Origin of the sequence: Actinomadura sp. KC06 (assembly GCF_004348735.1) — a bacterium.
In the GTDB taxonomy this organism is placed as follows: domain Bacteria; phylum Actinomycetota; class Actinomycetes; order Streptosporangiales; family Streptosporangiaceae; genus Spirillospora.
The window spans coordinates 14971-41230 of the sequence record NZ_SMKT01000076.1; the positions used below are offsets into that span (position 1 = coordinate 14971).

Consider the following 26260-nt stretch of genomic DNA (forward strand, 5'->3'; position numbering starts at 1 on the left):
CTCCATATCGATGTCGAATTCCCGGGCTACAGAAGCGCGCAGGCTTCGTCGAACGGCAGCCGGGGAAGCCTCGGGAACTGCGCGGCGCGATCGGCATAGCCGAGGTTGCACAGGAAGTTGACCCGCGTCTTCCGGTCGGGAAAGAAATCCCTTTCGATTACTTCTGGGTCGAAACCCGACATCGGCCCGCAATCAAGGCCCAGCGCCCGGGCGGCAATGATCATATACGCTCCCTGCAGGCTGGAGTTCCGGAATGCGACCTCCCGCCGGGCCTCCTTCCGCTCGTCCCCGGCGTGGACGGCGACGAGATCGGGCCGTCCGGGGAAGAGTTCGGGACCCCGGAGATGAAAGTCCTCGGCCCAGCCGACGATCACGGTGACCGGCGCCTCCTTCGTGCGCTCCACGTTCCCCGGATCGAGCGCGCGAAGCAACCGTTCCTTGGCCTCGGGTCCCCGCACAAAGGTGAATCGGGCCGGACATAGATTGCTTGCGGTCGGGCCGAATTTCACCAGGTCGTACAGTTCGCGCAGCAGGCGGTCGGGGACGGGACGCGCCACGAACCGGTTCGCCGTCCTGGCCCCGGTGAACAGGCGCTCCAGCACATGATCCGCGAGAGCGCTCGGCGAGGACGCGTTCATCACCTCCGCCATTCACGCCCCGCTTATCGCCGGGACGGCGCCGCGCTCGAATTCCCTGATCTCCTCCACCACGGCGTTGAGCTGTGCCCGCCGCTCGGGCGGCAGTGGTGAGATCGGGGCGCGTGCCGGACCAGGGTCCAGGCCCACCGCCGCCATTGCCTCCTTGATGACCACCGGGAACGAGCCCAGTCCCCAGGCCCGGCGCAGCGGGGCCAGCGCGTCGTTGATCCGGCGCGCGGTGGCCAGGTCGTCCGCGCGGACGGCGTCGTACATCCGGCACACGAGCTGCGGGAACACGTTCGCCGCAGGTGAGATCGCGCCCGCTCCGCCGTGCGCGAGCAGCGCCATGGTGATGGTGTCGCGGCCGGAGAAGAGCCGGCAGCCCGAATCGGCGAGCAGGTACTCCACGGCCTGGCTGAGGTCGCCGCTGCTGTCCTTGACCCCGATGATGTTGCCGGAGCGGGCGCAGTCCGCGTAGACGTCGGGGGTCACGTTGACGCCGGTGCGCGGCGGATTGTTGTAGAGCAGCACGGGCAGCGCGGTGGCGGCGGCGACCGTCCGGAAGTGCTCCGACAGCTCCCGGCCGGACGGCGACAGGAAGTACGGGGTGATCACCATCGCCACGTCCACGCCGATGGACTCGGCCGCCCGGGTCAGCGCGATCGACTCCCGCGTGGAGACCGTCCCGGTGCCCGCGTACACCGGGACCCGTCCGGCGACCGTCTCGACGGTGATCTCCATCAGCCGCAGCCGCTCGGCCGTGTCCAGGACGTAGAACTCGCCCTGGCTTCCGGCCACGGAGATGCCGTGCACGCCCGCCGCGACATAGCCCTCCACGAGCTCGCGGAATCGGCCCTCGTCGAGGTCGCCGCCCTTGTCGAAGGTGGTCGGCGTGGCGGTGACCACGCCGTGGAACTTCTCGCGCGCCTGTTGCTTCAAAGGTCGTTCCTCCTGCACGGCTACGTGACGCCCATCAGGCGGCTCAGCCGTTGAGCGGTCTCGGTGAATTCGGGGAGCGCCCGGGTGGTCGCCGGGTCGCGGGGCCGCGGGATGTTCACCCGCAGGTCCTCGACCACGGTCCCGGGACGCTGGGACATGACGATGATCCGGTCGGCCAGGAACACCGCCTCGGCGATGCTGTGCGTGACCAGCAGCACGGTCTGCCGCAGCTCCTGCCAGATCTTCAGCAGCTCGACGTTGAGCCGGTCGCGGGTCAGCGCGTCGAGGGCGCCGAACGGCTCGTCCAGCAGCAGGATGTCCGGGCGGCAGACCAGCGCCTGGCCCAGCGCGGCACGCTGGCGCATGCCGCCCGACAGCTCGTGCGGGTGCTTGCCGGCGAACCCGGACAGGCCGAGCATCTCCAGCATGGGCGGCACCCGGCGGGCGATCTCCGCCTTGGGGATCCCGGCGAGCCGGGCACCCAGCCCGACGTTCGCCTCGACCGTCCGCCACGGGAGGAGGTTGTGCGTCTGGAAGACGACGCCGAGGTCGGGCGGGGTCGTGCCGTCGACCGGACGGCCCTGCACCTCGACCCGTCCGCCCGCGTCGGCGTCGACCAGCCCGGCCACGATGCGCAGCAGCGTGCTCTTGCCGCAGCCGCTCGGCCCGACGATCGCGACGAACTCCCCGGCCGGGACGGTCAGGTCGATCGGGTCGAGGGCGCGCACGTCCTCGCGGCCCCGGAAGGTCTTGGACGCCCCCGCCAGCCGGACGGCGGCCGACGCGCCGTCCGCCGCCTCCGCGCCTGGGGGCTCCATGACCCGCCGGGTGGACCGGGTCATTTGGCCGCTCCCACCCAGCCGTTCTCGGAGATGTCGAAGATCACGCCGTCCGGGTCGCGGTACTTGGCCTCGTAGTAGAGGGAGTCCTTGGCCAGCGGGAGGTCCATGAAGAACCGTCCGCCGTTGGCCTCGATCAGCTTCCCCTGCTCGTCGAGGTCGTCGCACCAGAAGCCGAAGTGGTGGACGCCGACGTACTCCTTGCCGCGCTCCAGCCCGGCGGCCTCGTCGGTCTTGTAGTTCAGCAGCGCCAGGCAGACCGTGCCGTCGGTCAGGTAGACGCCGGACGCGATCGGCGACTCGGTCTCGCCGGCGACTTCCATCTCGAACGTCTCTTGGTAGAACTTCGACGCGGACTCCAGGTCGTTGACCGCGATCGCGATGTGCCGCAGCTTGGCCACGGGGATCAGCTCCAATCAGATTTCAGGCGGCCGCTCGGCCCCGCCACCACACCAGGCGGCCGAGCAGCTCGATGACGCCGTACAGGACGAAGGAAAGGACGGTGACCAGCAGCAGGGAGGCGAACACCAGGTCGGTGCGGTTGCTGGACGCGGCCGACTGGATCAGCATCCCGAGCCCCTCGTCCGCGCCGACGAACTCGCCGACGATCGCCCCGATCACCGCGAGCGGCATCGCGACCTTGCAGCCGTCGATCACCGCGGGCAGCGCGTACGGGACGCGCAGCTGCGCGAACGTCGCCCACCGGGACGCGCGCAGCGCCCGGAAGTGCTCCTCCAGGTGGGCCGGGGTTCCCGCCAGCCCGCCGAGCGTGGAGATGGCCACCGGGAACAGCGCGAACAGGAAGGCCATCAGCACCTTCGAGCCGAGCCCGTACCCGAACCAGATGACGAACAGCGGCGCCAGCGCCACCTTGGGCAGCCCCTGGAGGGCGACCAGGAGCGGGTAGAGCGTGCGGCGCAGGAAGCCCGACCCGTAGATCAGCACCGCCAGGAGCAGCCCGCCGGCCGCCGCGAGCAGGAAGCCGAGCAGCACCTCCCTGGACGTGATCCACAGGTAGTCGGTCAGGCTGGACCGGGCCGTCCACCCGGCCGACAGCACGTCGCTGAATGCGGGCAGCAGGTAGGCCTTGATGTTCAGCGCGCCAGGGAGGAACTCCCATGCGGCCAGGATGACGGCCACCAGCAGCAGCGGCTCCGCCACCCTGAGCGCGCGGCGGATCATGGGCGGCCCTCCGCCTTCTCCTCATAGAGGGCCGGGGCCGGGACGCGGAAGCGCTCGAAGCGCCACTGGTCGTACGCCTCGACCGTGTCGTCCCACACCTGCGCCGTGTGCGGGTGGTCGGCGTCGACCTTCACCATGTCGGCGTAGAACTCGACGTAGTTGCCGTCCGGGTCGAGGAAGACGAGGAACAGGTTCTCGCCGGGCCCGTGCTTGCCGATGCCGCGGACGATCTCCACGTCCCGCTCGGCGAGGAAGTCGGCGGCGGCCTCCAGCTCCTCCAGCCCGCCGACCTCGTAGGAGAAGTGCTCCAGCCCGGCGCGCTCACCGACCTGCCGCGGCGCCAGCGCGGCCTCTTCCGGGGGAAGCTGGGCGAGGCCCAGGTCGTGGTGGTCGGGCCCGCAGCGCAGGAACACCATCTGGTCGGCGATCCAGTCGGACACGGTGAGCCCGACGATCTCGGTGTAGAACTCGACGGACTTGTGGATGTCGCGCACCTGGAGCACCAGGTGGCCGAGCTTTCTTGGACGTGCGGCCGGCATCGCGGTCACCTTCCTCGCGGGGTCTGACGGGGCAGGGTCTGATGGGCAGGGTCTGACGGGCTCACTTGAGGTGGTCGTTGGTGTAGACGTCGGAGGGCGCGATCTCCCGCTCCACCCCGAAGGCGCGCCGGATGGTCTCGACGGTCGACTTCATCCGGGCCGCGTCGAACCAGCCGGGGCCCTGGGACGCGGTGCGCGGGTCGTTGATCAGCTTGTTCATGTCGGTGGCCTGCTGCGTCAGGACCTTCGGGTCGAGCTGCGGGTTCTTCGACGCGATGTACTCGGCGACCTTGTCGGGGTTCTCGCGCATGTACGCGTAGCCCTTGTACGTGGCGCGCAGGAACGCCTTCACCAGCGCCGGGTCCTGCTGGATCCGCTGGGCGGACGTGACGATCCCGTTGCCGTACATGTCGAGCTTGTGGTCGCGGTACTCGATCCACTTGATGTTCTTGCCGGCCTGCTCGGCCAGCTTCAGGACGTTGGCGCGGTTGCTGGCGGCCCAGCAGTCGTCCAGGTCGGTCTTGCCCTGGATGAACGAGGTGTCCACGACGGCCGGGTCCATCTTGAGCAGCTTGATGTGGTCGCGGGGGAGGCCGTTCGCCTCCAGCCACACCGGCAGAAGGCTCTGGATCGGGGACGTCGCGCCGCCGCCGAGCACGAGGCCCTTGAGGTCCTGCAGGGTGTTGATCTGGTGCTTGCCGGCGTCGTAGCACAGCCCGCCCGGCCACACGGTGTTGAGCGCGCCGACCATGGTGGCCTTCCCGCCGGCCGCCCGGTTGAGGATGACGCTGACCGGGTCGCCGTAGCCGAAGTCCCACTTGCCCTGGTCGATCTCGTTGACCGTGCGGGTGCCCCCGTACCCGCGGACGGGCTCGACCTTGAGCCCCTCGGCCTCGTAGAAGCCCTGGTCGATAGCGGCGAACACGCCGCCGGTGCTGCCCTGCGGGAAGTACGCCAGATTGAAGGTGATCTTGCGGAGCGGCTTGCCGGACCCCGCCTCGCCGTTCGAGCCGCACCCGGCCAGCGTCGCGATCAGCGCCGCGATGAGCGGTACCGCGATCGCGATGCGGCGCGAGCCGGCCGGACGCCGGTCTGCTTTTTTCATGGGGACTCCCACAGGAATGGACGAAGGAAGAAAGCACCACCCCCCGATGACCGGTCAGCGGACCGGGTTCTCCAGGGCCCCGATGGCCTCGATCTCGGCGCGCATCACGTCGCCGCTCTTGAGGTAGACGCCCCGTCCCATGCCCACGCCGTCGGGGGTGCCGGTGGCGATGAGGTCGCCCGGCCGCAGCGTGAGGATCCCGGACAGGTACGCGATCTGCTCCGCGATGGTGAAGATCATTTCGCTGGCCTTGGCGTCCTGCATGACCTCGCCGTTGACGGCCAGCCGCAGGGCCAGCGACTGCGGGTCCGGCATGCAGCCGGCGGGCACCAGCCAGGGGCCGAGGGGCGCGAAGGTGTCGAAGCACTTGCCGCGGAACCAGTCGAACTTGAAGGGGAAGTCGTCCCGCATGTTGAGGTCGCGGGCCGAGACGTCGTTGATGATCGTGTACGCGACGACGTGGTCGAGGGCCTCGTCCACCGGGATGTTCCGGCCGCCCCCGCCGATCACGGCGGCGAGCTCGACCTCCCAGTCGACCTGCTCGGACGCTTCCGGCATCACCACGGTCTCGCCGGGGCCGATGACGCTGGAGTCGGCCTTCATGAACACGTACGGCTGGCTGTTGGCCTTCGCCGCCAGCACCGTGCCCATCTCGTCGGCATGGTCGACGTAGTTGGAGGTCGCGGCGAAGATCCGGGCCGGACGGTAGGGCTCGGCCAGCACGTCCGCGCCGCCGGGGACCTCGGTCAGCGCGTCCGGACGGGCGTGGGCGGCGGCGGCCAGGGAGCGGAGCGCGTCGAGGGTCCGCGGCCAGTCGGCCAGCAGGTCGGCCACGGAGCCGGCGAGGGAGTCGCGGCCGTGGCCGAGGGCGTCCCGCGTTGCGGCCAGGTCGTAGATCCGCCCGTGGTCGAGGACCAGCGCGGGACGGACCGTGCTGTCCGCCCCGGAACGGTACGAGGCGAGCGCGAACCAGTCCACATCCGCTTCATTTCGTGTGCTCATAGCTCAGTATGTATACATGTGGCTCTCTGAGCGTGCAATAGGTCACATGGGATTTCTCAACCGAGGGTCACGGCGAGGAGGGCGACGGCGGATCCGGCGAAGACCGTCGTGTTGCGGACGTACGTCTGCGCGCGCACCCAGCCGGGGAAGGCGTTCTCGGCGGCCTTGAGGAAGGGTGCGACCTCGACGCGGGCCAGCTCCGGGTCGTCCTTGCGGCGGAAGGCGGCCTCCACCGACTTCACGGCGGTCAGGTTGCTGTAGACGATCCCGAGGTTCATGAGGATGACCATGGACGAGAAGATCCAGGTCAGCGGCCGGGCCAGGTCGGCGCCGGCGAGGTTGAGGGCGGCGACGGCGGTCATGATCGCGGCGACGGCCGCGGGCGCGGCGGTCTCGTGGCCGCCCGCGTCGAAGCGGAGCCCGTTCTCGTCCAGGACCTCCGGACGGACGTTCTGGCGCCGGAGCTCGGCCACGGCGGCGGCCTTCGCGGCGGGCCCGAAGCGGTGCCGGACGACCGGGATGCTGACGAAGGCGACGGCGACGAGCAGCTGCATGGCGGCGGCGAGGGCGTTCATGGTCTCTCCTGACTTGTACATAGTTCAAGTGCTCGGTCGAGCCGTCCTGCTGGCCACCGACCGGGTGTGGGGCGAGCTGGCCCTTCCGGATCCGGCGGCGGTCGGCTGGCGCGCCGCCGCCACCGCCATGGCCGCCGACCTGTACGGGATGTTCACCCGGCACCCCTGGCTGGTCCAGGCGTTCGCGGCGCACGTCGTCTACGGGGAGGGCAAGGCCCGGCACGACGATCACCATCTGGCCGTCTACGAGGCCGCGGGCTTCACCGGGGCCCGGGCCGACCAGGCCGCCGCCGCCGTGTTCACCTACGTGCTGGGCAACGCGGCCGGGGCCGCCGCGTCCGCTTCACACGCCCGGAGACTCGCCCGCGACGGCGCCAAAGCCGAAGAGCAACTCAACGACGCCATGACAAAAGCGCAGGAGATCGCCATGAATTACCCACGCCTGCGCGCGCGCTTGGACACCGCAGCGGCGGCCGACTACGCCGCCGCCCCCGCAGAAACCTTTGAATTCGGCCTCCAAGCCCTCCTCGACGGCCTGGAGCGAAACGTCGTTTAGCCACGGCGTGCCGGATCCGAGCCCTGGTCAGAGGCCATCTCGGCGGTGTTCGAGCGCTTGGATGATCGCGGTTTCCACCGGGGTTGACGCCTCGGCCGGGAGGTTAACGCGGAATGGCTCGGACGGGCTGAGTTTCGGTTGGGCGAGAAAGCGCGGAGTCGTCCCGCGGTTGGGCTGGCCGGCGTGCACCAGGAATGGGTGGCATAGGTAGACGTCGCCTGCGCGGCCGGTGGCGAGAGCGGTCGGGAGATGCCCGGTGGCGGCGTCCGCGCGCCGGGCCAGTTCTCGTGCGTCCAGGCCGTCCTCGCCCTCGGGTTCGAGGACGCGGGCCACGTGCCGATGGGAGCCGACGCGGAGCCGGGTCGGGGCGTCATCAGGGCCGACGTCGGAGAGCAGGAAGAACATCAGCAGGGCGCGGTCTCTGGACGCGACGTTCGCGCGCCAGGTCAGGTAGTCGTCCGGGGACGAGCCGGGGCCGGGAAAGCTGACGTCGACGTGCCATCCGTCGACGACCGACGGCTCGTCGGCGGGGAAGCGGATCACGAAACCGCCGAGGCTGCGGCGCGGCGTCCAGCGGCCCTTCCCGACGAGAGCGTCGAACGCGGCGTGCAGGCGCGGGGTGTTGGCGGCGGCCGCGAAGGGCGCGTCCGCGTAGTCGGGGCGGGCGGCGACCGGGCGCGGCCAGGTGGACGGGTCGTCGGGCTCGGCGCCGAGGTCGGCGCTCAGGTCGCGCCAGATGATCGCGCGGCAGCCGTCCGCGAGCCTCCGGGGGAACGCTTCCTTGAGGTGGACGAAGCCGTCCTCGATGAACGAATCGACCTGCATGACCCCAACGATGACCGCGATGATGACGGTGCTGCCACCCATTAACGGCCGGGGTGGCGGACGAGGGTCAGCCGTCCGAAATAAGGGCCCCGGCGGGGTGTGGTTCTTGTCACAGTGATCGACTGCTGTCCCAGTAGATTCCCTGCAGAACGCCCTTGTTAACTTTCGCCGCTGTTGCCGGGTATGACGTTTCGTGTTCATCTATTGAGGGCGATGTCCGGTTGCGGCCAGCCACCAGCCAGCCCCCTGCCACCCACGACGCACACCACCACGACGCACACCGCCCACGACGCACACACCGCCCACGACGAGAGCACGCGGCGACAGCGGAGGTCAGATGCGGAAGGAGACGCTGGAGAGTTTCGTCCTCGGGGACGTTCTCCGGTCACAGGCGCAGATCCACCGACGACAGACGTTTCTCAAGTTCCGGGACGGCGAGATCACCTACGGCGAGGTGGACGCCGCCGCCGACCGGATGGCTCGCGCGCTCGCCGGTGCCGGGATCGGGCGCGGCGACCACGTCGGGCTGATGCTGCCCAACTGCGCCGACTTCGTCCAGCTGATCTTCGCCCTGGCGCGGCTCGGCGCGGTGGCCGTGCCGATCAACATCGCGTACCGGGGCGAGCTGCTGCGGCACGTGCTGGACAGCTCCGACTCCCAGTGGCTGATCATCGACGGGCCGTACGCGGAGCGGATCACCGAGGTGGCGGAGCGGCTGCCGAAGCTGGGCGGCGTGATCGTGCGGGACGCCGCCGCGAGCGGGGTGCTGCTCGAACACCTGGGCAAGCCCGCGCGGGACCTGGCGAGCCTGCCGGACGACGGCCGCGGCGACGGGCGCGTCGAGGTCCCGGTCGGGTTCGCGGACATGCAGGCGATCATGTACACGTCCGGGACGACGGGCCCATCCAAGGGCGCGATGGTGCCCCACGCCCTGGCGCTGACCTGCGCCTACGACTCGCTCGACTTCCTCGACCGCTGGGGCAAGACGATCTACTGCCCGCTGCCGCTGTTCCACGCGGCGGCGCTGTGGGACGGCATGCTGTCCGCGCTGCTCGGCGGCGGCTCGATCGCGATCGTGGAGCGGTTCAGCGCGTCGAAGTTCTGGGACGACGTGCGCCGCTTCGACGCCCAGGTCTGCATGAGCGTGTTCTCCATGATCCCGATCCTGCTGAACCGGCCGCCGACGTCCCGCGACAAGGACCACCGGCTGGAGACGTTCTACATGGGCAAGTCGAACCTGGACGAGCCGATGCGGGAGCGGTTCGGCGTCCGGTCGGTGGAGACCTACACCAGCACCGAGGCCGGGATCGCGACGGGCAGCCCGTACGGGGAGTGGCGGGTCGGGTCGTGCGGGCAGGCCCACGAGGAGCGCTTCCAGGTCGCCGTGGTGGACGAGCACGACCGCGAGCTCGGCCCGGGGGAGCCGGGCGAGCTGGTGCTGCGGCCGAAGCAGCCGTTCGTCCTCACGACCGGCTACTACGGGAACTGGGAAGCGACCACGCACTGCTTCCGGAACATGTGGTTCCACACTGGAGATCGGGTATGGCGCGATGACGACGGGTATTTCTTCTTCCTCGATCGGATGAAGGACGCCATCCGCCGGCGGGGTGAGAACATCTCCGCCTTCGACCTGGAGACGGAGATCAACCAGCATCCGGCGGTCCTGGAGTGCGCCGCGATCGGCGTGCCCTCGGAACTGGAGGACGAGGACATCAAGGTGTCGATCGTGGTGCAACCCGATACCGGCATGGACCCGGCCGAGCTGATCGCCTACTGCGAGGAGCGGCTGCCGCGCTCGATGGTGCCCCGCTACGTCGAGTTCGTGGAGGCGCTGCCGCGCACCCCGACCGACAAGGTCGCCAAGTACAAGCTGCGGGCCGAGGGCGAGCGCGGCATCACCGACACGACCTGGGACCGGGAGGCGGACGGACGGTGAACTGGGACGACACGCCAGAGGAGGCCGCGTTCCGCGAGGAGGTGCGAGCCTTCGTCCAGGAGCGGTTTCCCGAGTCGTACCGTCCGGCCGGGGACGAGGAGCAGAGCCTGGAGCCGGAGGACGTCGCGGGCTACAACTGGCCCGTCGACCGCGTCGCCGACGACGAGGGCCGCCGCGAGGGCGCCCGCGTCTGGGCCGAAGCCCTAGCCGAACGCGGATGGATCGCACCGCATTGGCCGAAGGAGTACGGCGGCGCGGGCCTGTCGGCGCTGGAGGAGTTCGTCCTGCACGAGGAGATGATGCGGGCGCGGGTGCCGACCGTGAACGGCATCGGCGCGTTCCTCCTGGGCCCCACCCTCCTGGTGCATGGCACGGACGAGCAGAAGGCCGCGCATCTCCCGCCCATCGCAAAGGGCGAGGCGACCTGGGCGCAAGGGTTCTCCGAACCGGGCTCCGGCTCCGACCTGGCGTCCCTGCGCACCCGAGCCGTCCGCGACGGCGACGACTACATAGTCGACGGCCAGAAGGTATGGACGTCCCTAGGCCAATACGCCGACTGGCTGTTCGTGCTCGTCCGCACCGACCCCGACGCAGACCGCCCGCATCGCGGCATCACATTCCTCCTCATCGAGGCGAATGCGCCCGGCGTGACGATCCGTCCCATCACCGACATCCGCGGCGCGGTGCCGTTCTGCGAGATCTTCTTCGAGGGCGTCCGGGTGCCGGTGGCGAACCGGGTCGGGGAGGAGAACCGCGGCTGGTACGTGGCGATGTCGGCGCTCGGCTTCGAGCGGGCCGGGATCGGCGCGACGATCAAGTACGAGCAGGCCCTCGCCGAGCTGGTCGCCTACCTGCGCTCCCCGGACGGGCAACGCTTCGCCCGCCGAAGCCCCGCCCTCCGCCAGGAGATAGCCCGCCGCCAGACGGAGATCCGCGTGCTCTACAACCTGGCCCGCTACACCGTGTCGCGCCAGGCCGCGGGCGACGAGCCAGACTTCGAGGCGTCCATCAACCAGCTTTTCGGCGCCGAACTGCACCAGCGCCTGGCCCGGACTGGCGCACGCGCGTTCGGAAGGTCCGCCGCGCTCTGGGAACGCGAAGGCGCACCCATGAACGCCGCGTTCACCCACATGCGCCGAGACTCGGTGGCGTCCACCTTCCTAGGCGGCACCACCGAGATCCAGCGGAATGTCATCGCCACCCGGGGCCTGAACCTGCCCCGCAGCTGATCACCAGGAGGAGCGAGCACGCATGCCCGACGAGAACGCCTACGAAACCGTCGATCTGCGGATCGAAGAACGAGTGGCCTGGCTGACGCTGAACCGGCCGGAGAAGCTCAACGCGCTGACGCCGACGACGATGACCGAGCTGCGCGACATCTTCACCCGCGTCGACGATGACGAGGACGTCTGCGTGGTGGTGCTGCGCGGCGCCGGCGAACGCGCGTTCTGCGCCGGGATGGACCTCGGCTGGTCGGAGAAGCTCACGCCGCGCGAACGGATCGAGCAGGGACGGCTCGGCGAGAAGACGTTCGCGATGATGGAGCGCCTGTCGGTCCCGGTGATCGCGGCCGTGCACGGCTACGCGGTCGGCGGCGGCCTGGAACTGGCGCTCGCGGCCGACTTCATCGTCGCGTCCGACAACGCGAAGGTCGGCCTGGTGGAGATCACACTCTCGGCCCGCCCGCCGTACCGGCCGAAGATGACCGAGGACGGCGACCCCGACCAGCCCGAGTTCGGCGGCTCCGCGCCCGGCTGGGGCGGCGTGAAGCGGCTGCCGGAGCGCATCGGCAAGGCCCGCGCGAAGGAGCTCCTGTTCACCGGCGCCCGCATCGACGCCGACCGCGCGTTCAAGCTGGGGCTGGTCAACGACGTGTATCCGGCGGACGAGTTCGACAAGCGGGTCGGCGAGCTGGCCGAGCGGATCGCGGCGATGAACCGCTATAACCTGCGCCTCGTCAAGGAACTGGTCAGCTACGGCTACGACTGGATCGAGCCGCACCCGAGCTAGGAGGACCCGTGCAGATCTATCGCATCGATCACGTCGCCCAGGTGACCGGCGACCTCGACGCGCAGGTCGCGCTGCTGGAGGGGCTGTTCGGGTTCCGGCGCGTCCGGAGCTGGGACAACCCGGCCGAGGGGGCCCGCGGCACCCGGCTGGAGATCCCCGGCAGCCACGGCCAGGCGTGGGAGGTGGTCGCGCCCGCCGGGAAAGGCTCCGCGCTCCAGACCTTCCTGGACGACCACGGCGGACGCCCCGGCCTGCACCACGTAGGCGCTGAGGTACCCGACCTTGAGGCCGTCCGCGCGGAACTCGAAGTACGCGGCATCAAGCCGACGGACGGCGCACGAGGACGCTGGCTGGAGGCGTCGCTGAGCCCGCCCGAGCACGGCCCCGGCGTCCTGTTCCGGCTGCGCGGCCCCGGCAACCTCGACATGTGCGGCGACTCGTCGGACTCCGTCGAGGAGTCGTCGCCCGCGTCCGGGCCGTCCCTCGGCATCGTGGCGCTGGACCACATCTGCCAGGCGTTCCCCGACCGCGACCTCCTCGCGGGCTGGTACCACGGCCTCGCCGGGTTCACGCAGGTGTGGCGCACCCCGGACGACGAGCATCCCGATATGGCCGACCTCGTCCTGAACATCCCCGGCTCCACCATCTGCTGGGAAGTGATCATGCCGCGCGGCGAGGACTCGTTCATCGAACGGTTCTGGGACCGCAACGGCGCCGCCGCCCACCACGTCACGTTCGAGGTGGACGACTGGGACAAGGCGCTGGCCGCCTGCGAACACCACGACACGCCGACCTTCGACGACGAGGAGGGCGTCACCGACGGCGCCGCCTGGAAGCACACGTTCATTCACCCCAAGCACACCGGCGGCGTCCTGGTCCAGCTGTTCTGGGAAGAGCGCCCCGGCGTGTGGGTCCGCTCCGACAAGGTCCCGCCGCCATGGACCTGAGCCTCACCGAGGACCAGGAGCTGATCGCCTCCACCGCCCGCGAACTCCTGGAGTCCCGCGCCGCGACGGCCGGAGCCCGGGCGATGGACGGCGACCCGTCCGGCCATTCCGCCGCCCTGTGGAAGGAGATGGTCGAACTCGGCTGGACGGGCTTGGCCTTCCCAGAGGAGCACGGCGGCGTAGGCGGCGACTTCCTGGACGTGTGCCTGCTGTTCGAGCAACTCGGCTACGCCCAAGTCCCGAGCCCGCTACTCACCTCAGTGGCGTCCTGCGGCATGCCCATAACCCGCCACGGCACGCCCGACCAGCAGCAACGATGGCTCACGGCCATCTCAGAGGGCCAGATAGCGACCGCCGCACCTCTCCCTTGGGACCGTCCGGACGAAGGCCCAGTGGCTTCCCCTAACGGCACGGACTTCGTCCTCACCGGAACGGTCACATTCGTCCCGTTCGCCGCATCCGCCGAGAGCCTCCTCATCGCGGCCCGCGTCGGCGACGAACCACGCGCGTTCTGGGTGGACGCGTCGTCCCCAGGCGTAGCGCTCCGTCCGTTGGAAACCGTCGGCCTGGACCGTCCCTGCCACGTCGAGCTGTCGGACGTCCACGTGCCCGCCCCCGACGCCCTAGGCCCGGACGCCGCCACCGCGATCTCCCTGTTCGGCGCGGCGGCGACCTGCGCCGAGATGGTGGGTGCGGCGCAGCGCGTCCTGGACATGACGGTGCAGTACGCGACGGAACGGGAGCAGTTCGGCCGTCCCATCGGGTCGTTCCAGGCCGTCCAGCACCATTGCGCCGACATGGCCATCGACGTCCTGGGCTCCCGTTTCATCGCCTACGAAGCCATCTGGCGCCTCTCAGCGAACCGTGACGCAAAGCAAGAAGTGTCAATGGCCAAAGCATGGGTCAGCGAAGCGTACGAACGAGTCTGCGCCCTAGGCCACCAGGTACACGGCGCGATCGGCTTCACCCAAGAACACGACCTGCACTGGTTCTCCCAACACGCCATGTCAGCGTCCCTGGCCTTCGGCGACGGCGACGCCCACTACGAATCCCTGGCCACCAACCTCAACCTCCCCTAGGAACCCGCGACGCGACGCCACGGCCGGTGAATTCTCCGGCTGGGCGTCGCGTCGTCATGCCCTGCGGGAACCGACCTCACTGGACGCCCGGGGGTTTGTGGCCGAAGGACCAGCCGGATTTGAACTTTTCCTGGATGGCGGGGAAGGCGTGCAGGACGTCCTGTGCGTCGCGGGAGAGGGGAGTGGTGGCGGCGAAACCGGCGGCGAAGGCGAAGCCGGCGAAGGTCAGGATCATCAGGACGACGCCCGCGCCGAACGCGCTGGTCGAGGTCAGGACGAGGCCGAGCATGAACAGCGCGACGTTGGAGCCGAGGCCGTAGGCCCAGACTTTGGCGCGGCGCGACCGGTGGGCGGACGCGCAGCCGGTGCAGCGGGGCACCGAGATCGTCAGCTTCCGCCAGGTGATCCGCCGGGCGTAGTACTCGGTGATCTCCTCGTTGACCTCGCCGTGCATCTTCACCTTGAAACCGGAGCCGTCGTGGCTCGGGTGCTCCTTGCAGAACCAGCAGGTGGCGTAGACCTGGTTCTCGCGGACGGTCTCCAGGTTCTCCGCGATGCGCGTCCTGATGTTCGCCGAGACGGCGGTGGCCTCGGTGCGCTCCAGGACGCCCTCCGCCGGGCGCCAGTCGTCGGTCTCGTTGCCGTACAGGATGACGCAGCGCATGGCGGAGTCGGCGATCTCGTCCCGCAGCCCCTCCAGGATGGAGTGGTCGCCGGGCAGGACCGCGCCGAGACCTGCGAGGACGGGTTCGGCCCGTTCGAGCAGGCGGATCGCCTCGGCGTGGCCGGTATCGGGGGCGGCGTCGGCGCGTTCGAGGGCGGTCCGGCTCTGCGATCTGAGCCGGGACGCGTCGGGGGCGACGGCGTCGCGGAGCGCGGTGTCGACCAGGTCGGCGCGGAAGCCGGAGCCGCGCATCAGGTCGATGTGGGCGGACGCCTTCTCGTGCTCCCCGGCCCGGGATTCCTGGACGGCGAGCCGCGCGCTGATCGACAGGAGCGCGGCGGGGAGGCGTTCGCGCAGCTCGGCGGCGGCGCCGGGGCCGATCCGGGGGTCGTCGGCGGTGCGGGCGCGCCCGGCGACGAGGTCCCAGAACGCGTCGGTGTTCAGGGTGGTCCGCCAGTGGCGCAGTGCTTGTTTCCAGAGCTCGGGGTCGTTGTCGTCCAGGGCTCGGGCGTGGGCCAGGACGGCGAGGTTGTGCGCGGCGACGGCGGACGGGCGTCCGGGGCCGGGGTTCGTCCAGAGCCGCTCGGCGTCCTCGACGCGGCCGTCGCGCAGGGCCTTGAGGGCCTCGTCGTTGTTGTGGGAGGGCCAGAACCAGAACAGCTCGTCCTCCAGGCGGCGGACCGGGTCGCGCAGCCGCTGGATCGCCCGCTGGGCGGCGTCGGCATCGGGCGGCGGCTCGAGCGGCAGGAGTGAGTCGGTGCCGGGTGCTTTGCCGAGTTTGGCCTGGACCTGGAGTTCCTCCGAGCGGCGGCGGATGTCGCGGGCGGTGGCGTCCACCGCGAGGCCGGTGACCCGGAAGGGGTTCTCCCGGTAGAGGTCCGGGCCGGTCTGGTCGAGGAAGGACGTCTTCGTGGTGTTCATCGTCCACCTGCCGCGGAGATGCGGACGCTGACCGTCCGGTTGCGGGGGTCGCCGGACGCCCCATCGCCCGGATACGGGGGCAGGAGACCGGCCAGCGTCGAGATCGAGAACTGGGCGGTCGGGATCCGCGCGGACGAGCGCAGCACCTCCCGGACGACCGTGGCCCGCAGCATGCCCAGCTCGGCGTTGCTCGCGTACCCGCCGCCCGGGTGGACGGCCCTGCGGTCGGTGTGGCCGATCACGGTGACGGAGACCTGGTCGGCGTAGGGGCGGAGTTGCCTGCCGAGGTTCGCCAGGACGGCCCGGCCGCGTGGGGTCAGCGCCGCGTCGCGGCGGAAGAGGCCGCGCTCGAACGTCACCTCGATCTCGCCGGCCCGGCGTTCGACATGCAGGCCCGAGCCCTTGAGCCTCAGTGCGGCGATCGGGTCTGGCGCGGGGCTCGGCGAGGTGACAGGGGTCGACGGGACGGGTGCGGGGGCGCCGGGCTCGTCCCGGTCCAGCCAGACGTCCGCCAGCATGACGAACGCGAGCAGCACCACGGCCGCCGTCCCCAGGCGGAAAGCGGAGCGTGCGAGGACGAAGCGCCGGGGAGACGCCGCCGCCGCCCGGATCTGGGCGATGCGGCGGCGTCCCTCCGCGGCGCCGGGGTCGCCGGGGGAGATGGCGGCGACCTCGGCCCAGCAGCGGTCGGCCTCGTCCAGCCGGCCCTGCTGCGCGTACATGCGCGCCTTCAGGTCGAGCACGACCGCGCCGTGCTCGCCCTCCAGCAGTTCTTCTGCCTCCGCGTAGCGGCCGGCGCGGGCCAGCGCGCGGGCCTGCGCGACCGTCACCTCCCGGACGGCCTGTGCCGGGGCGGTCATCGGCCGACCCTCACCGTGCTGAACGGGTCGGGCGGGGGCGGCGCGGAGGGCAGCAGGTCCGCGAGCGCCGAGTTGACGTCGCGGAGCGTGTTCGCGTCGCCCGCGTCGGCGGCGCGGCGGCCGGTGGCGATCAGCGCGGACGCCTCCCGCTGGTCGCGCATCTCCGGCTGCAGCGAGCACAGCTCCCGGAAGGCGATGAACGGCAGGTCGCCGGACGCGTCCAGCACCCGGGTCGCGAGCCGCCGCAGCTCGGTGACGCGCTGCCGCAGCAGGTCGGCGTCGTGCGCGGCGATGGCCTCCTGCACCGCCGCCTCGGCGGCCTCCAGCGCCGGGACGTCGGCCGCCCGGCCGCGGTCCTCGACGACCTCGCGGACCAGCGGCAGGACCTCCCGCGCCTCGCTGACCAGGCCGGGCCATTCGAGCTCGTCCTCGACCTCGTCGGCGGCGGCGCGCAGGTCCAGCAGCCGCTTGCCGCCCGCGACGGCGGCGTCCGGGTCGACCTCGGCGGCGTTCACCTCGGCGTCCAGGTTCGCGACGATGCCCTCCGCGTCGATCCGGGCCAGCACCTCGGCGGCGCGCGAGTCGCCCAGCTCCCCGGCCTGCCGCCGCGCGGACTCCAGCCTCCGCTTCTCCGCGGCGGCGTCCTTCGCCAGCTGAGCGTGGTCGGGGACGGTCTCGGTCTGCAGGTTGACGGCGCTCTGGAACTCCTCGTCCAGGATCGGGACGTAGGCGCGGGCGACCACCATCCGGGACTCGTCGATCAGGATGGTGAAATCGACCTCGCTGCCCTCCGGCACGTCCCGCCTGACCTGCTCGGGGTTGATCTCCAGCCGGCCGATCCTGCGGTTGCGGTCGGCGCGGTGGTGCTCGCCCTCCAGCACCGGGATCCGGATCATGCCCTCGCCGGCGCCGCGGAGGACGCCCACCGTCGTGCTCAGCAGGATCCGCCGCCTGGCCGGGAGCGGGGTGCCGCGCTTGAACAGCCACTCGACCTCGTTGCCCTCCAGCCCGACCCCGATGGAGTGGGTGAGCGGCGGCTGGGTGTCGACGGCGCCGACCGTGTACGTCAGCGTGTCCGGGGTGATGGGACGGCCCGCGCCGGTCGCGTCGGTCAGCTCGATCTGGAACGTGTTGGCGCGGCCCTTCTCCGCCCACAGCGTCGTGGTGAACGTCCCGTCGGCGGGCAGCGGGATCAGCCCGCTGCGCCAGACCGGCAGGGTGTGCGGGTTGACGAACTCGATCGAGCATCCGGCCGTGTCGGCGCCGGTCACCCGTCCGCCGACGAACGGCTCGATGTCGGGACCGAGCGGACGGTACTCCAGCTCGACCGCGTACTCGCCGCTGGGCGGCGGCGGGCCCGCAAGGGACGGATCGAGCCGCTGCCCGCCCGCGAAGACGGCGGCGCCGCGGGCGACGGTGGTGATCGGGTCCTGGGAGTAGTCCAGGGGGATGCCGAGGCCCTCGCGGGGGTCGCCGAGCCGCTCCCGCAGGTACGGCGAGAGCGTCGGCCCGCCGACGAGCAGCGCCCGCTCGACGTCGCCGGGGCCGAGGCCGCTCTCCTCCAGCGCCTTGCGGCACAGGTTGACCGACCGGACGATGAACGGCTCGGTGAGCCGCTCCACGTCCGCCCTGGCCAGCTCGTACTCGAACTCCACCGACCGGCCGGACTCGTCCTCCAGGTCGAGGAACAGCTCGGCGGACTCCGCGCGGGACGCCTGGATCTTCGCGGCCTCGGCGGCGACCTTCAGCTTGTTGATGTTCTTGCGCCAGCGCGGGTTGCCGCGGCGCAGGTCCGCCAGCCCGTGGTCGCGGACGACCGCCGGGATCAGCAGCTCCTCGACGATCGCCCAGTCCAGCAGCTTGCCGCCGAGGAAGTTGTCGCCCCGGTGGTTGACGACGGTGAACTCGCCGTCCCGCATCTGGATCACGGCGGCGTCGAAGGTGCCGCCGCCGAAGTCGTACACCAGCCAGAACGCGTTGTCGGCGTCCTCCTGGAAGCCGTGCGCGAGCGCCGCCGCGGTCGGCTCCTGCAGCAGCGGCGCGTGGACGATGCCCGCCATCTCGGCCGCGCGGCGGGTCGCGTCGCAGGCGCTGAGTTCGAACGCCGCCGGGACGGTGATGACCGCCGCCTTGATCTCCTCGCCGGTCCGCTGTCCGACGTCGCGGCGCAGCGACCGCAGCACCTCCGCCGACAGCTCCTCGGGCTCCATCGACCGGTCGGCGGCCGCGAAGTGCTTGGGCTGGCCGGTCGTCCCCATCCGCAGCTTGAACTCCACGCAGGTGTTCTCGGGGTCGTGCTCGCTGCGGTCCTTGGCGGCCCGGCCGACGGTGAGCCGTCCGCGCCGGTCGACCAGCACCGCGGAGGGCGTGGTCTCGGCGCCGTCGTTGTTCTTGATGATCTCGGTCTCGACGCCGTCCAGCCGCGCGATGGCGCTGTTGGTGGTGCCGAGGTCGATGCCGAAGTCGATCGTGGTCCTGTTCATCGCTCGCGTGCTTCCTTCGTCGCTCCGGTCGGCGGCGTCCCGGCGGAGCCCGGGGTGCCGACGATCACCTCGGCCATCTGGACGGCCCGTCCCTCCAGGTACACACCGGGGCGCAGGGCCTCGGTGATCTGCTCGCGCGCCAGGCCCGGCATGGGCTCGTACGCCACCACGGACATCGCCAGCCCGGGGTCGAACGGCTCGCCCACGTGGTCCTTGATCGTGATTCCGGTGCCGGCGAGGACGTCCCAGGCCGCCTCCAGATGGCGGACGACCGGGCGCGGCGGGTCGTCCATCCGCTCGATCCGGGTGCGCAGCCGCCACAGGTTCGTCGCCAGCTCGGCGAGCAGCCGATCCGGCAGCTCCGGGACCCCCGCCTGGACGCCGTCCGCCGGGTGGTCGGCGATGGCGCGGGCGAGCTCGTCGAGCGCGTCCGCGGGCCACGCGGACGCGCTGATCCTGAATTCCGGCGGGTGCCGCCACTGCCGGAGCGCGCCCCCGGCCCGTGCAAAGACACGCCCCATGTCCGTGAGTCCTCCCCATCGGGCCCGCGGCGGCCGTCCGATCGGCCCGCCGGGTGCCTGGTCCGCCGTCACGGTGACAGGGCCGCCGCGGGACCCCTCCCGGAAGACGCCGCGGACCCCTCCCGGGAGAGGCCCGCCACCGCTAACTTCGCCGTATGAACGTGGGCATAGCGGTCGTCGCGACGCTGCTGGTGACGTGGGTTCCGGCGCTGGTGTGGCTGCGGCGCCGCGGGCGCGGCGGCGATCTCGGCGGGCCCGCGCGGCGCGCGACGTTCGAGACGCTGCACACCGCCTCGCGGGCCGCGCCCGCGTTCCGGGCCGGGCTGACCGAGCAGGGCGCGCAGAAGGCCGCCCGGCACCTGCGGACGCTGCTCGGCTGCGCCGCGCTGGCGATCACGGACGGGGAGCGCCTCCTCGCCTGGGACGGCGAGCACGACCACCACATCGAGGAGGGCCCCAAGCACGCCGGGGACACGCTGGCGAGCGGACGCACCCAGGTCCACGACGTGGTCTGCGACCAGCTCGACTGCCCGATCCGCCGTGTCGTCGTGGTGCCGCTCGCCACCGACGACCGCGTCGTCGGGACGCTCGCCGCCTACGGCGAGGAGGTCCCCGCGGGGCTGATCCGCGCCGCCGAAGAGGTCGCCCAGTGGGTGGACGCGCAGCTCGAACTCGCCGAACTCGACCATTCCCGGACGCTGCTGATGGAGGCGGAGATGCGGGCGCTGCGGGCCCAGATCTCACCGCATTTCATCTACAACTCGCTGACCACGATCGCGTCGTTCGTCCGGTCCGACCCGGAGCGGGCGCGGGAGCTGCTGCTGGAGTTCGCCGGGTTCACCCGCTACTCGTTCCGGCGGCACGGCGACTTCACCACGCTCGCCGAGGAGCTGCGGTCCATCGACCGGTACCTGCTGCTGCAGCGCGCCCGGTTCGGGGAGCAGCTGCGGGTGACGCTGCGGATCGCGCCCGAGGTGCTGCCGGTCGCGGTGCCGTTCCTGTGCCTGCAGCCGCTCGTGGAGAACGCCGTCCGGCACGGGCTGCAGGACAGGTCGGAGCCCGGCCTGATCACGATCGTCGCGGAGGACGCCGGCTCCGACTGTGTGATCAGCGTGGACGACGATGGGATCGGCATGGAGCCCGACGACGTCCGGCGGCTGCTGTCCGGGGAGGCGCGCCCGCTCGGCGACGACGGCGAGGCGGCCGGAATCGGCCTCGCGAACGTCGACGGGCGGCTGCGCCAGGTGTACGGCGACGAGTACGGTCTCGCCGTCGAAACAGGCCCAGGCGCCGGGACGAAGGTGACCGTCCGCGTCCCGAAGTACCGCCCCGGCGTGACCGCGTCCTCGGGTCCGCTGTGACCGCTTCCTGGTGAATCGGCCAGGTGAGGCGCGTCCTGCCCCCTTGACTCGCGGACGTCCTTTTACTGGAATGTGGCGGGCGGCACAGGAAGGGCGGGGTTTGTCGTGGGCCTTCGTGTCCTTGCGGTGGATGACGAGGCACCCGCATTGGACGATCTCGTCCACCTCCTGCGCGCCGATCCGCGCATCGGCGAGATCCACACCGCGCGGGACGGCGCCGCCGCGCTCCGCAAGCTCGACCGCGCCCTCGCGGACGGACGCCCCATCGCCGCCGTGTTCCTCGACATCCGCATGCCCGGCCTGGACGGCACCGTCCTCGGCCGCGTCCTCGCGCAGTTCGCCCGCGCGCCGCAGATCGTCTATGTCACCGCGTACGAGGGGCACGCCGTCGACGCGTTCGAGATCAAGGCGACGGACTACATCCTCAAGCCGGTGCGCCCCGAACGGCTCAACGAGGCGATCAGGCGGGTGACCGAGTCGACCGAGGACTGGATGGTGGAGGACGACGGGACGGGCTCGCCGGCACCGTCCGAGCCGGAGCCGATGCCCGTCGAGCTCGGCGGCGTCACCCGGTTCGTCACGCCCGCCGAGGTGCTGTACGTGGAGGCGCAGGGCGACTACGCGCGGCTGCACACGTCCGGCGGGAGCCACCTGGTCCGCATCCCGCTGGCGGCGCTGAGCGAGCGATGGAGCGGTGCAGGATTCGTCCGGGTGCACCGCAGCCACCTGGTCGCGCTGTCGGCGATCAAGGAGCTGCGGCTGGACTCGGGCCGCTGCACCGTCATGGTCGGCGGCGCGGAGCTCCCGGTGAGCCGCCGGCACGTCCGGGAGCTGCGCGACCTGCTGGTGCGCAGGGCGAGGCGGTCCCCCTGAGCCCCGGCGACCGCCCGCCCGAGGCCGCGCCTCCGGCGAAGGGACGGGTGCTGGTGACGGGCCCGCGGACGCGCGCCGTCCGCCGTCCCCGCTACCCGGTCACGCGCGAGATCGACGAGCAGACCGGGCTCGGCGAGGCGTACATGCGCTCGCTGGTCCGCACCCAGCTCAGGCTCGCGATGCGGCTGTGCCTCGTCCTCGCCGCCGTCGTGGCCGGGCTGCCGCTGCTGTTCGCGGTGTTCCCCGAGGTCCGCGAGCAGGAGGTGCTGGGCGCGCCGCTGCCGTGGGTGGTCCTCGGCGGCCTGATCTACCCGTGGTTCGTCGCCTGCGGCTGGTGGTACGTCCGGCAGGCGGAACGCAACGAGGACGACTTCGCCGAACTCGTCGACCGCTCCCTCGCCGACGGAGAGCGGGCGGAAGGACCGTGAGCGCCGCGTACGGGATGGCGGGCGTGCTGCTGGTCGTCGTCGCCACCGTCCTCATCGGCGTGCTCGGGGTCCGCATCTCCCGCACGACGTCGGACTTCTACGTCGCGTCCCGGACGGTCACGCCCCTGCGGAACGCGTCCGCGATCGGCGGCGAGTACCTGTCGGCCGCGTCGTTCCTCGGCATCGCGGGCCTGATCCTCGCCTACGGCGCCGACATGCTGTGGCTCCCCGTCGGCTGGACGGGCGGCTACCTGGTGCTCCTCGTCCTGGTGTCGGCGCCGCTGCGCCGCTCCGGCGCGTACACGCTGCCGGACTTCGCGGAGGCGCGGCTGGAGTCCATGGCGGTGCGGCGCGTCGCGAGCGTCCTCGTCGTGCTGATCAGCTGGCTCTATCTGCTGCCGCAGTTCCAGAGCGCCGGGCTCGTGCTGCGGACGGTCACCGGCGCCCCCGTCTGGACGGGCGGCGTCCTCGTCGCGGTCGTCGTCGCCGTGAACGTGTGGGTCGGCGGCATGCGCAGCGTCACGCTCGTCCAGGCGTTCCAGTACTGGATGAAGCTCACGGCGCTCAGCGTCCCGCTCATCTTCCTGCTGCTGGCGTGGCGGTACGACGGCGCGCCCGGACTGTCGTCGGAGGCGCCGCCGCGCTTCGACGACCGCACCACCGTGTCGGTCGGGACGGCCGTCACCGTGGACGTCACCGCGCCCGTCCAGGTCGTCGTCGACGGACGGCTCGACGGCCGCGCCTACGAGGACGTCCCGCTGACCCTGAACCCCGGAAGGCACCGCATCGACAAGGACGCGTCCGTCACCTTCCCTGCGGGCGCCGCCGTCCCGCACGTCACCGGCGAACCCGTCACCACCGACCGCGAATGGGCCCTGCCCCTGCACGGCCGCGAACACTCCCTCTACGCCACGTACTCGCTGATCCTCGCCACGTTCCTCGGGACGATGGGCCTGCCGCACGTGCTCGTCCGCTTCTACACCAACCCCGACGGGCGGGCCGCGCGCCGTACGACCGTCATGGTCCTGTCGCTGCTCGGCGCGTTCTACCTGTTCCCCGCCCTGTACGGGGTCCTCGGACGCCTCTACACCCCGGAACTCCTCATGACCGGACGCGCGGACGCCGTCGTCCTCACCCTCCCCGGGCGGCTCATCGGCGGCGTCGGCGGCGACCTCCTCGGCGCGCTGGTCACGGGCGGCGCGGTCGCGGCGTTCCTGTCGACGTCGTCCGGGATCACCGTGTCGGTCGCCGGGGTCCTGGCGCAGGACATCCTGCGCGGCGGGGTCCGCTCGTTCCGCGCCGCGACGCTGCTCGCGCTCGTCGTCCCGCTGGGCCTGGCGATCGCGGCGCGTTCCCTCGCCGTCGCCGACGTCGTCGGGCTCGCGTTCGCGGTCGCCGCGTCCACGTTCTGCCCGCTGCTCGTCCTCGGGGTGTGGTGGCGGCGGCTGACCGTCCCGGGCGCGCTCGCCGGCCTCGTCGCGGGCGGCCTGCTCGCGGGCACCGCCGTCATCGTGACGATCGCGGCCGGCCCGCCGGACGGCTTCGTCGGCGCGATGCTCGCCGAGCCCGCCGCCTGGACGGTCCCCATCGCGTTCGCCGTCATGATCGCCGTGTCGTGGTGCACGCCGGGACGCGTCCCGCCCGGCGTCGCCCGCATGATGGTCCGCCTGCACACCCCCGAGTCGCTCGACGTCGACCGGGGCACCTGGCGACCGAAACGCGTGTGACCATCCCCGCGCCCGACGACCGAAACGAGGGTGACCGCCAAGGCGGCCCGGCGACCGCAACCGGCCCGACCGTTCGTCGCGCCAAACGGACCGTTCACCGACACGGCACGCAGACCAGCGACGATGAGCGGCAGCTGAACGCACCCTCCCGCCGGTCCCCTTCGCCTGCGCTGACACTCTCCTTACGGTGGCGCGTGACCGGCGTCACTACAGAGGAGGGACGGTCGTGTCCGTCGATAAGAGTGCCTCCGGCACCGTCTACGAACGGTTCCAGAGCAGCACGGAGTTCCAGGAACTCCGGCGCAGATTCCGCAGATTCGCCTTCCCGATGACCGCGGCTTTCCTCAGCTGGTACCTGCTCTACGTCGTCCTGTCCGGATGGGCGCGCGGCTTCATGGGCACCGAACTGGTCGGCTCCATCAACGTCGCGCTGGTGTTCGGCCTCCTCCAGTTCGTGTCGACGTTCCTCATCGCGTGGCTGTACGCGCGGCACGCCGACCGCAGCCTCGACCCGATCGCCGACAAGATCCGCGGTGACATCGAGGCCGAGGCGGCCGGGAAGTCGGGAGACGCCTGATGAGCCACGAGACCCTGTCGATCATCCTGTTCCTGACGTTCGTCGCCGGAACGCTGGCGATCACCGTCTGGGCGAGCCGGAACACCAAGAACGCCACCGACTTCTACGCCGGCGGACGTTCCTTCTCCGGTGTCCAGAACGGCCTCGCGATCGGCGGCGACTACATGTCCGCCGCGTCCTTCCTCGGGATCGCCGGGCTCATCGCCCTCTACGGCTACGACGGCTTCCTGTACTCGATCGGGTTCCTCGTCGCGTGGCTCGTCGCCCTCCTGCTGGTCGCGGAGCTGCTGCGGAACTCGGGCCGGTTCACGATGGCGGACGTGCTGTCGTTCCGGATGAGCCCCCGTCCCGTCCGCACCGCCGCCGGCGTCTCCACCATCGTCGTGTCGATCTTCTACCTGCTGGCGCAGATGGTCGGCGCGGGCGCGCTGGTCTCCCTGCTCTTCGGCTTCACCAGCGAGTTCGCGAAGGGCGCGACGATCGCGCTGGTCGGCATCCTGATGATCGTGTACGTCGTGTTCGGCGGCATGAAGGGCACCACCTGGGTGCAGATCGTCAAGGCCGTCCTGCTGATGACCGGCGCGACCCTCATCACGGTCCTCGTGCTGAGCGAGTTCGGCTTCAACCTGTCGTCGCTGCTGAACGACGCGGCCAACGAGAGCGGCAAGGGCAAGAGCTTCCTGGAGCCGGGCCTCCGCTACGGCACCGAGGCGCAGGGCCTGGAGGGCAAGCTCGACCTGATCAGCCTCGGGCTGGCGCTCGTCCTCGGCACCGCCGGGCTGCCGCACATCCTGATCCGCTTCTACACCGTCCCGACCTCCCGCGACGCCCGCAAGTCGGTGCTGTGGGGCATCGGCATCATCGGCGCCTTCTACCTGCTGACCCTCGTCCTCGGCTTCGGCGCCGCGGCCCTCGTCGGCAGCAAGGAGATCGCCAAAGCGAACCCGGCGGGCAACACCGCGGCGCCGCAGCTCGCCGAACGCATCGGCGACATCGTGTTCGGCGAGGCGGGCGGCACCATCCTCCTCGCGATCATCGCCGCGGTCGCGTTCGCGACGATCCTCGCGGTCGTGGCGGGCCTCACCCTCGCCTCGTCGTCGTCCTTCTCGCACGACCTGTACGCCCACGTGTTCCGCAAGGGCAAGGCCACCGAGCGGGACGAGGTCCGCGTCGCCCGGATCTCCGCGTTCGTCATCGGCGCGGTCGCGATCGTCCTCGGGATCTACGCGCAGCGCCTCAACGTCGCGTTCCTCGTGGCGCTGGCGTTCGCGGTGGCCGCGTCCGGGAACCTGCCCGCGATCCTCTACAGCCTGTTCTGGAAGAGGTTCAACACAGCGGGCGCCGTCTCCGCCATCTACGGCGGCCTCGGCTCCGCGATCTTCTTCGTCACCTTCTCCCCGGTCGTCTCCGGTTCTCCGAAGGCCCTGTTCACCGACGTGGACTTCCACTGGTTCCCGCTGGAGAACCCGGGCATCGTCTCCATCCCGATCGGCTTCCTGTGCGGCTGGCTCGGGACGATCCTCAGCAAGGAGTACAACGCCCAGAAGTACGCCGAGATCGAAGTCCGCTCCCTCACCGGCGCGGGCGCCGAGCAGGCGGTCAAGGACTGACCGCCCCGACGCCGACGCTGTGCCGCGCGGGCGACCGTCGCCCGGCCCCGCGCGGCCCGCGGC

The 26260-nt window shown here is 71.2% G+C and carries 26 protein-coding genes; 12 read left to right on the forward strand and 14 right to left on the reverse strand.

Translation table 11 applies throughout. The features are described 5' to 3' along the window. Window positions 1-26: 26 nt before the first annotated feature. The 9 genes from E1287_RS23600 to E1287_RS23640 all read right to left on the reverse strand — a co-directional run bounded on the left by E1287_RS23600 (window position 27) and on the right by E1287_RS23640 (window position 6819). The gene (locus E1287_RS23600) at window positions 27-650 is read right to left on the reverse strand and encodes a malonic semialdehyde reductase (RefSeq protein ID WP_131967231.1); all 624 of its coding nucleotides are present in this window, start codon (window positions 648-650) and stop codon (window positions 27-29) included. Then, a complete protein-coding gene (dapA, locus tag E1287_RS23605) occupies window positions 651-1577 on the reverse strand; it encodes a 4-hydroxy-tetrahydrodipicolinate synthase (protein WP_165969152.1) in 927 nt (308 codons plus the stop codon). A 20-nt stretch (window positions 1578-1597) separates the two neighbouring features. Further along, window positions 1598-2419, reverse strand: coding sequence for an ABC transporter ATP-binding protein (locus E1287_RS23610; protein ID WP_131967232.1), 822 nt, complete (start codon window positions 2417-2419; stop codon window positions 1598-1600). Continuing rightward, window positions 2416-2817, reverse strand: coding sequence for a VOC family protein (locus E1287_RS23615; RefSeq protein WP_165969153.1), 402 nt, complete (start codon window positions 2815-2817; stop codon window positions 2416-2418). Before E1287_RS23615 ends, E1287_RS23610 begins: the two co-directional genes overlap by 4 nt. A 22-nt stretch (window positions 2818-2839) precedes the next feature. Further along, complete coding sequence (locus E1287_RS23620; RefSeq protein WP_131967234.1) at window positions 2840-3598, reverse strand: ABC transporter permease; 759 nt, start codon at window positions 3596-3598, stop codon at window positions 2840-2842. Then, window positions 3595-4137 (reverse strand): VOC family protein, encoded by a 543-nt coding sequence (locus tag E1287_RS23625; RefSeq protein ID WP_131967235.1) that lies wholly within the window; start codon window positions 4135-4137, stop codon window positions 3595-3597. Before E1287_RS23625 ends, E1287_RS23620 begins: the two co-directional genes overlap by 4 nt. A gap of 61 nt (window positions 4138-4198) precedes the next feature. Continuing rightward, window positions 4199-5242 (reverse strand): ABC transporter substrate-binding protein, encoded by a 1044-nt coding sequence (locus E1287_RS23630; RefSeq protein ID WP_131967236.1) that lies wholly within the window; start codon window positions 5240-5242, stop codon window positions 4199-4201. A 54-nt stretch (window positions 5243-5296) separates the two neighbouring features. Beyond that, the gene (locus E1287_RS23635; protein WP_131967237.1) at window positions 5297-6244 is read right to left on the reverse strand and encodes a fumarylacetoacetate hydrolase family protein; all 948 of its coding nucleotides are present in this window, start codon (window positions 6242-6244) and stop codon (window positions 5297-5299) included. A 56-nt stretch (window positions 6245-6300) separates the two neighbouring features. Then, window positions 6301-6819 (reverse strand): hypothetical protein, encoded by a 519-nt coding sequence (locus tag E1287_RS23640; RefSeq protein WP_131967238.1) that lies wholly within the window; start codon window positions 6817-6819, stop codon window positions 6301-6303. A 28-nt stretch (window positions 6820-6847) separates the two neighbouring features. On the opposite strand from E1287_RS23640, the gene E1287_RS23645 reads away from it, so the two are divergent. Then, window positions 6848-7375 (forward strand): TetR/AcrR family transcriptional regulator C-terminal domain-containing protein, encoded by a 528-nt coding sequence (locus tag E1287_RS23645; RefSeq protein WP_243719369.1) that lies wholly within the window; start codon window positions 6848-6850, stop codon window positions 7373-7375. Between the two features lie 27 nt (window positions 7376-7402). Here E1287_RS23645 and E1287_RS23650 read toward each other — a convergent pair whose 3' ends face one another. Then, entirely contained in the window at window positions 7403-8200 is a 798-nt protein-coding gene (locus E1287_RS23650) for a phytanoyl-CoA dioxygenase family protein (protein WP_131967240.1), read from the reverse strand. Between the two features lie 337 nt (window positions 8201-8537). Between E1287_RS23650 and E1287_RS23655 the strand changes: the two genes are divergently transcribed. Genes E1287_RS23655 through E1287_RS23675 form a run of 5 tightly spaced genes read left to right on the forward strand, consistent with a single transcriptional unit; the run spans window position 8538 to window position 14172 of the window. Continuing rightward, a complete protein-coding gene (locus tag E1287_RS23655; RefSeq protein WP_131967241.1) occupies window positions 8538-10136 on the forward strand; it encodes an AMP-binding protein in 1599 nt (532 codons plus the stop codon). Next, the gene (locus E1287_RS23660; RefSeq protein ID WP_131967242.1) at window positions 10133-11365 is read left to right on the forward strand and encodes an acyl-CoA dehydrogenase family protein; all 1233 of its coding nucleotides are present in this window, start codon (window positions 10133-10135) and stop codon (window positions 11363-11365) included. The genes E1287_RS23655 and E1287_RS23660 overlap by 4 nt, the downstream gene beginning before the upstream one ends. A gap of 22 nt (window positions 11366-11387) precedes the next feature. Then, entirely contained in the window at window positions 11388-12146 is a 759-nt protein-coding gene (locus E1287_RS23665) for an enoyl-CoA hydratase/isomerase family protein (RefSeq protein ID WP_131967243.1), read from the forward strand. Window positions 12147-12154: 8 nt separating this feature from the next. Further along, window positions 12155-13093 carry a VOC family protein gene (locus E1287_RS23670; RefSeq protein WP_131967244.1) on the forward strand — a complete coding sequence of 313 codons (939 nt, stop codon included), beginning with the start codon at window positions 12155-12157 and terminating at the stop codon, window positions 13091-13093. Then, on the forward strand, window positions 13084-14172 hold the full coding sequence (locus tag E1287_RS23675; protein ID WP_131967245.1) for an acyl-CoA dehydrogenase family protein: 1089 nt from the start codon (window positions 13084-13086) through the stop codon (window positions 14170-14172). The genes E1287_RS23670 and E1287_RS23675 overlap by 10 nt, the downstream gene beginning before the upstream one ends. Before the next feature lie 76 nt (window positions 14173-14248). Here the strand turns inward: E1287_RS23675 and E1287_RS23680 are convergent, their stop codons facing one another. From E1287_RS23680 to E1287_RS23695, 4 genes are read right to left on the reverse strand one after another with little or no spacing between them, the layout of a single operon-like run. Further along, the gene (locus tag E1287_RS23680; RefSeq protein ID WP_131967246.1) at window positions 14249-15757 is read right to left on the reverse strand and encodes a hypothetical protein; all 1509 of its coding nucleotides are present in this window, start codon (window positions 15755-15757) and stop codon (window positions 14249-14251) included. Then, on the reverse strand, window positions 15754-16617 hold the full coding sequence (locus tag E1287_RS23685; RefSeq protein ID WP_131967247.1) for an OmpA family protein: 864 nt from the start codon (window positions 16615-16617) through the stop codon (window positions 15754-15756). Before E1287_RS23685 ends, E1287_RS23680 begins: the two co-directional genes overlap by 4 nt. Next, window positions 16614-19100 carry an Hsp70 family protein gene (locus tag E1287_RS23690; RefSeq protein ID WP_131967248.1) on the reverse strand — a complete coding sequence of 829 codons (2487 nt, stop codon included), beginning with the start codon at window positions 19098-19100 and terminating at the stop codon, window positions 16614-16616. Before E1287_RS23690 ends, E1287_RS23685 begins: the two co-directional genes overlap by 4 nt. Then, entirely contained in the window at window positions 19097-19621 is a 525-nt protein-coding gene (locus tag E1287_RS23695) for a hypothetical protein (protein WP_131967249.1), read from the reverse strand. Before E1287_RS23695 ends, E1287_RS23690 begins: the two co-directional genes overlap by 4 nt. A 155-nt stretch (window positions 19622-19776) precedes the next feature. Between E1287_RS23695 and E1287_RS23700 the strand changes: the two genes are divergently transcribed. From E1287_RS23700 to E1287_RS23725, 6 genes are all read left to right on the forward strand, one after another. Beyond that, window positions 19777-20982, forward strand: coding sequence for a histidine kinase (locus tag E1287_RS23700; protein WP_131967250.1), 1206 nt, complete (start codon window positions 19777-19779; stop codon window positions 20980-20982). Window positions 20983-21108: 126 nt separating this feature from the next. Further along, window positions 21109-21855, forward strand: coding sequence for a LytTR family DNA-binding domain-containing protein (locus E1287_RS23705; RefSeq protein WP_243719371.1), 747 nt, complete (start codon window positions 21109-21111; stop codon window positions 21853-21855). A 53-nt stretch (window positions 21856-21908) separates the two neighbouring features. Next, the gene (locus E1287_RS23710) at window positions 21909-22283 is read left to right on the forward strand and encodes a DUF485 domain-containing protein (protein WP_243719372.1); all 375 of its coding nucleotides are present in this window, start codon (window positions 21909-21911) and stop codon (window positions 22281-22283) included. After that, complete coding sequence (locus E1287_RS23715) at window positions 22280-24010, forward strand: cation acetate symporter (RefSeq protein ID WP_243719374.1); 1731 nt, start codon at window positions 22280-22282, stop codon at window positions 24008-24010. The genes E1287_RS23710 and E1287_RS23715 overlap by 4 nt, the downstream gene beginning before the upstream one ends. Before the next feature lie 226 nt (window positions 24011-24236). Next, on the forward strand, window positions 24237-24587 hold the full coding sequence (locus E1287_RS23720) for a DUF485 domain-containing protein (RefSeq protein WP_131967252.1): 351 nt from the start codon (window positions 24237-24239) through the stop codon (window positions 24585-24587). Next, the gene (locus E1287_RS23725) at window positions 24587-26197 is read left to right on the forward strand and encodes a cation acetate symporter (protein ID WP_131967253.1); all 1611 of its coding nucleotides are present in this window, start codon (window positions 24587-24589) and stop codon (window positions 26195-26197) included. Before E1287_RS23720 ends, E1287_RS23725 begins: the two co-directional genes overlap by 1 nt. Window positions 26198-26260: the final 63 nt, after the last annotated feature.

What these genes read in the sequence shown, in the direction of transcription:
- E1287_RS23650 (WP_131967240.1), bottom strand. Translation starts at nt 8,200, where the DNA reads ATGCAGGTCGATTCGTTCATCGAGGACGGCTTCGTCCACCTCAAGGAA.
- E1287_RS23620 (WP_131967234.1), bottom strand. Translation starts at nt 3,598, where the DNA reads ATGATCCGCCGCGCGCTCAGGGTGGCGGAGCCGCTGCTGCTGGTGGCC.
- E1287_RS23610 (WP_131967232.1), bottom strand. Translation starts at nt 2,419, where the DNA reads ATGACCCGGTCCACCCGGCGGGTCATGGAGCCCCCAGGCGCGGAGGCG.
- E1287_RS23635 (WP_131967237.1), bottom strand. Translation starts at nt 6,244, where the DNA reads ATGAGCACACGAAATGAAGCGGATGTGGACTGGTTCGCGCTCGCCTCG.
- E1287_RS23630 (WP_131967236.1), bottom strand. Translation starts at nt 5,242, where the DNA reads ATGAAAAAAGCAGACCGGCGTCCGGCCGGCTCGCGCCGCATCGCGATC.
- E1287_RS23665 (WP_131967243.1), top strand. Translation starts at nt 11,388, where the DNA reads ATGCCCGACGAGAACGCCTACGAAACCGTCGATCTGCGGATCGAAGAA.
- E1287_RS23725 (WP_131967253.1), top strand. Translation starts at nt 24,587, where the DNA reads ATGAGCCACGAGACCCTGTCGATCATCCTGTTCCTGACGTTCGTCGCC.
- E1287_RS23685 (WP_131967247.1), bottom strand. Translation starts at nt 16,617, where the DNA reads ATGACCGCCCCGGCACAGGCCGTCCGGGAGGTGACGGTCGCGCAGGCC.
- E1287_RS23675 (WP_131967245.1), top strand. Translation starts at nt 13,084, where the DNA reads ATGGACCTGAGCCTCACCGAGGACCAGGAGCTGATCGCCTCCACCGCC.
- E1287_RS23640 (WP_131967238.1), bottom strand. Translation starts at nt 6,819, where the DNA reads ATGAACGCCCTCGCCGCCGCCATGCAGCTGCTCGTCGCCGTCGCCTTC.
- E1287_RS23695 (WP_131967249.1), bottom strand. Translation starts at nt 19,621, where the DNA reads ATGGGGCGTGTCTTTGCACGGGCCGGGGGCGCGCTCCGGCAGTGGCGG.
- E1287_RS23625 (WP_131967235.1), bottom strand. Translation starts at nt 4,137, where the DNA reads ATGCCGGCCGCACGTCCAAGAAAGCTCGGCCACCTGGTGCTCCAGGTG.
- E1287_RS23600 (WP_131967231.1), bottom strand. Translation starts at nt 650, where the DNA reads ATGGCGGAGGTGATGAACGCGTCCTCGCCGAGCGCTCTCGCGGATCAT.
- E1287_RS23680 (WP_131967246.1), bottom strand. Translation starts at nt 15,757, where the DNA reads ATGAACACCACGAAGACGTCCTTCCTCGACCAGACCGGCCCGGACCTC.
- E1287_RS23700 (WP_131967250.1), top strand. Translation starts at nt 19,777, where the DNA reads ATGAACGTGGGCATAGCGGTCGTCGCGACGCTGCTGGTGACGTGGGTT.
- E1287_RS23690 (WP_131967248.1), bottom strand. Translation starts at nt 19,100, where the DNA reads ATGAACAGGACCACGATCGACTTCGGCATCGACCTCGGCACCACCAAC.
- E1287_RS23655 (WP_131967241.1), top strand. Translation starts at nt 8,538, where the DNA reads ATGCGGAAGGAGACGCTGGAGAGTTTCGTCCTCGGGGACGTTCTCCGG.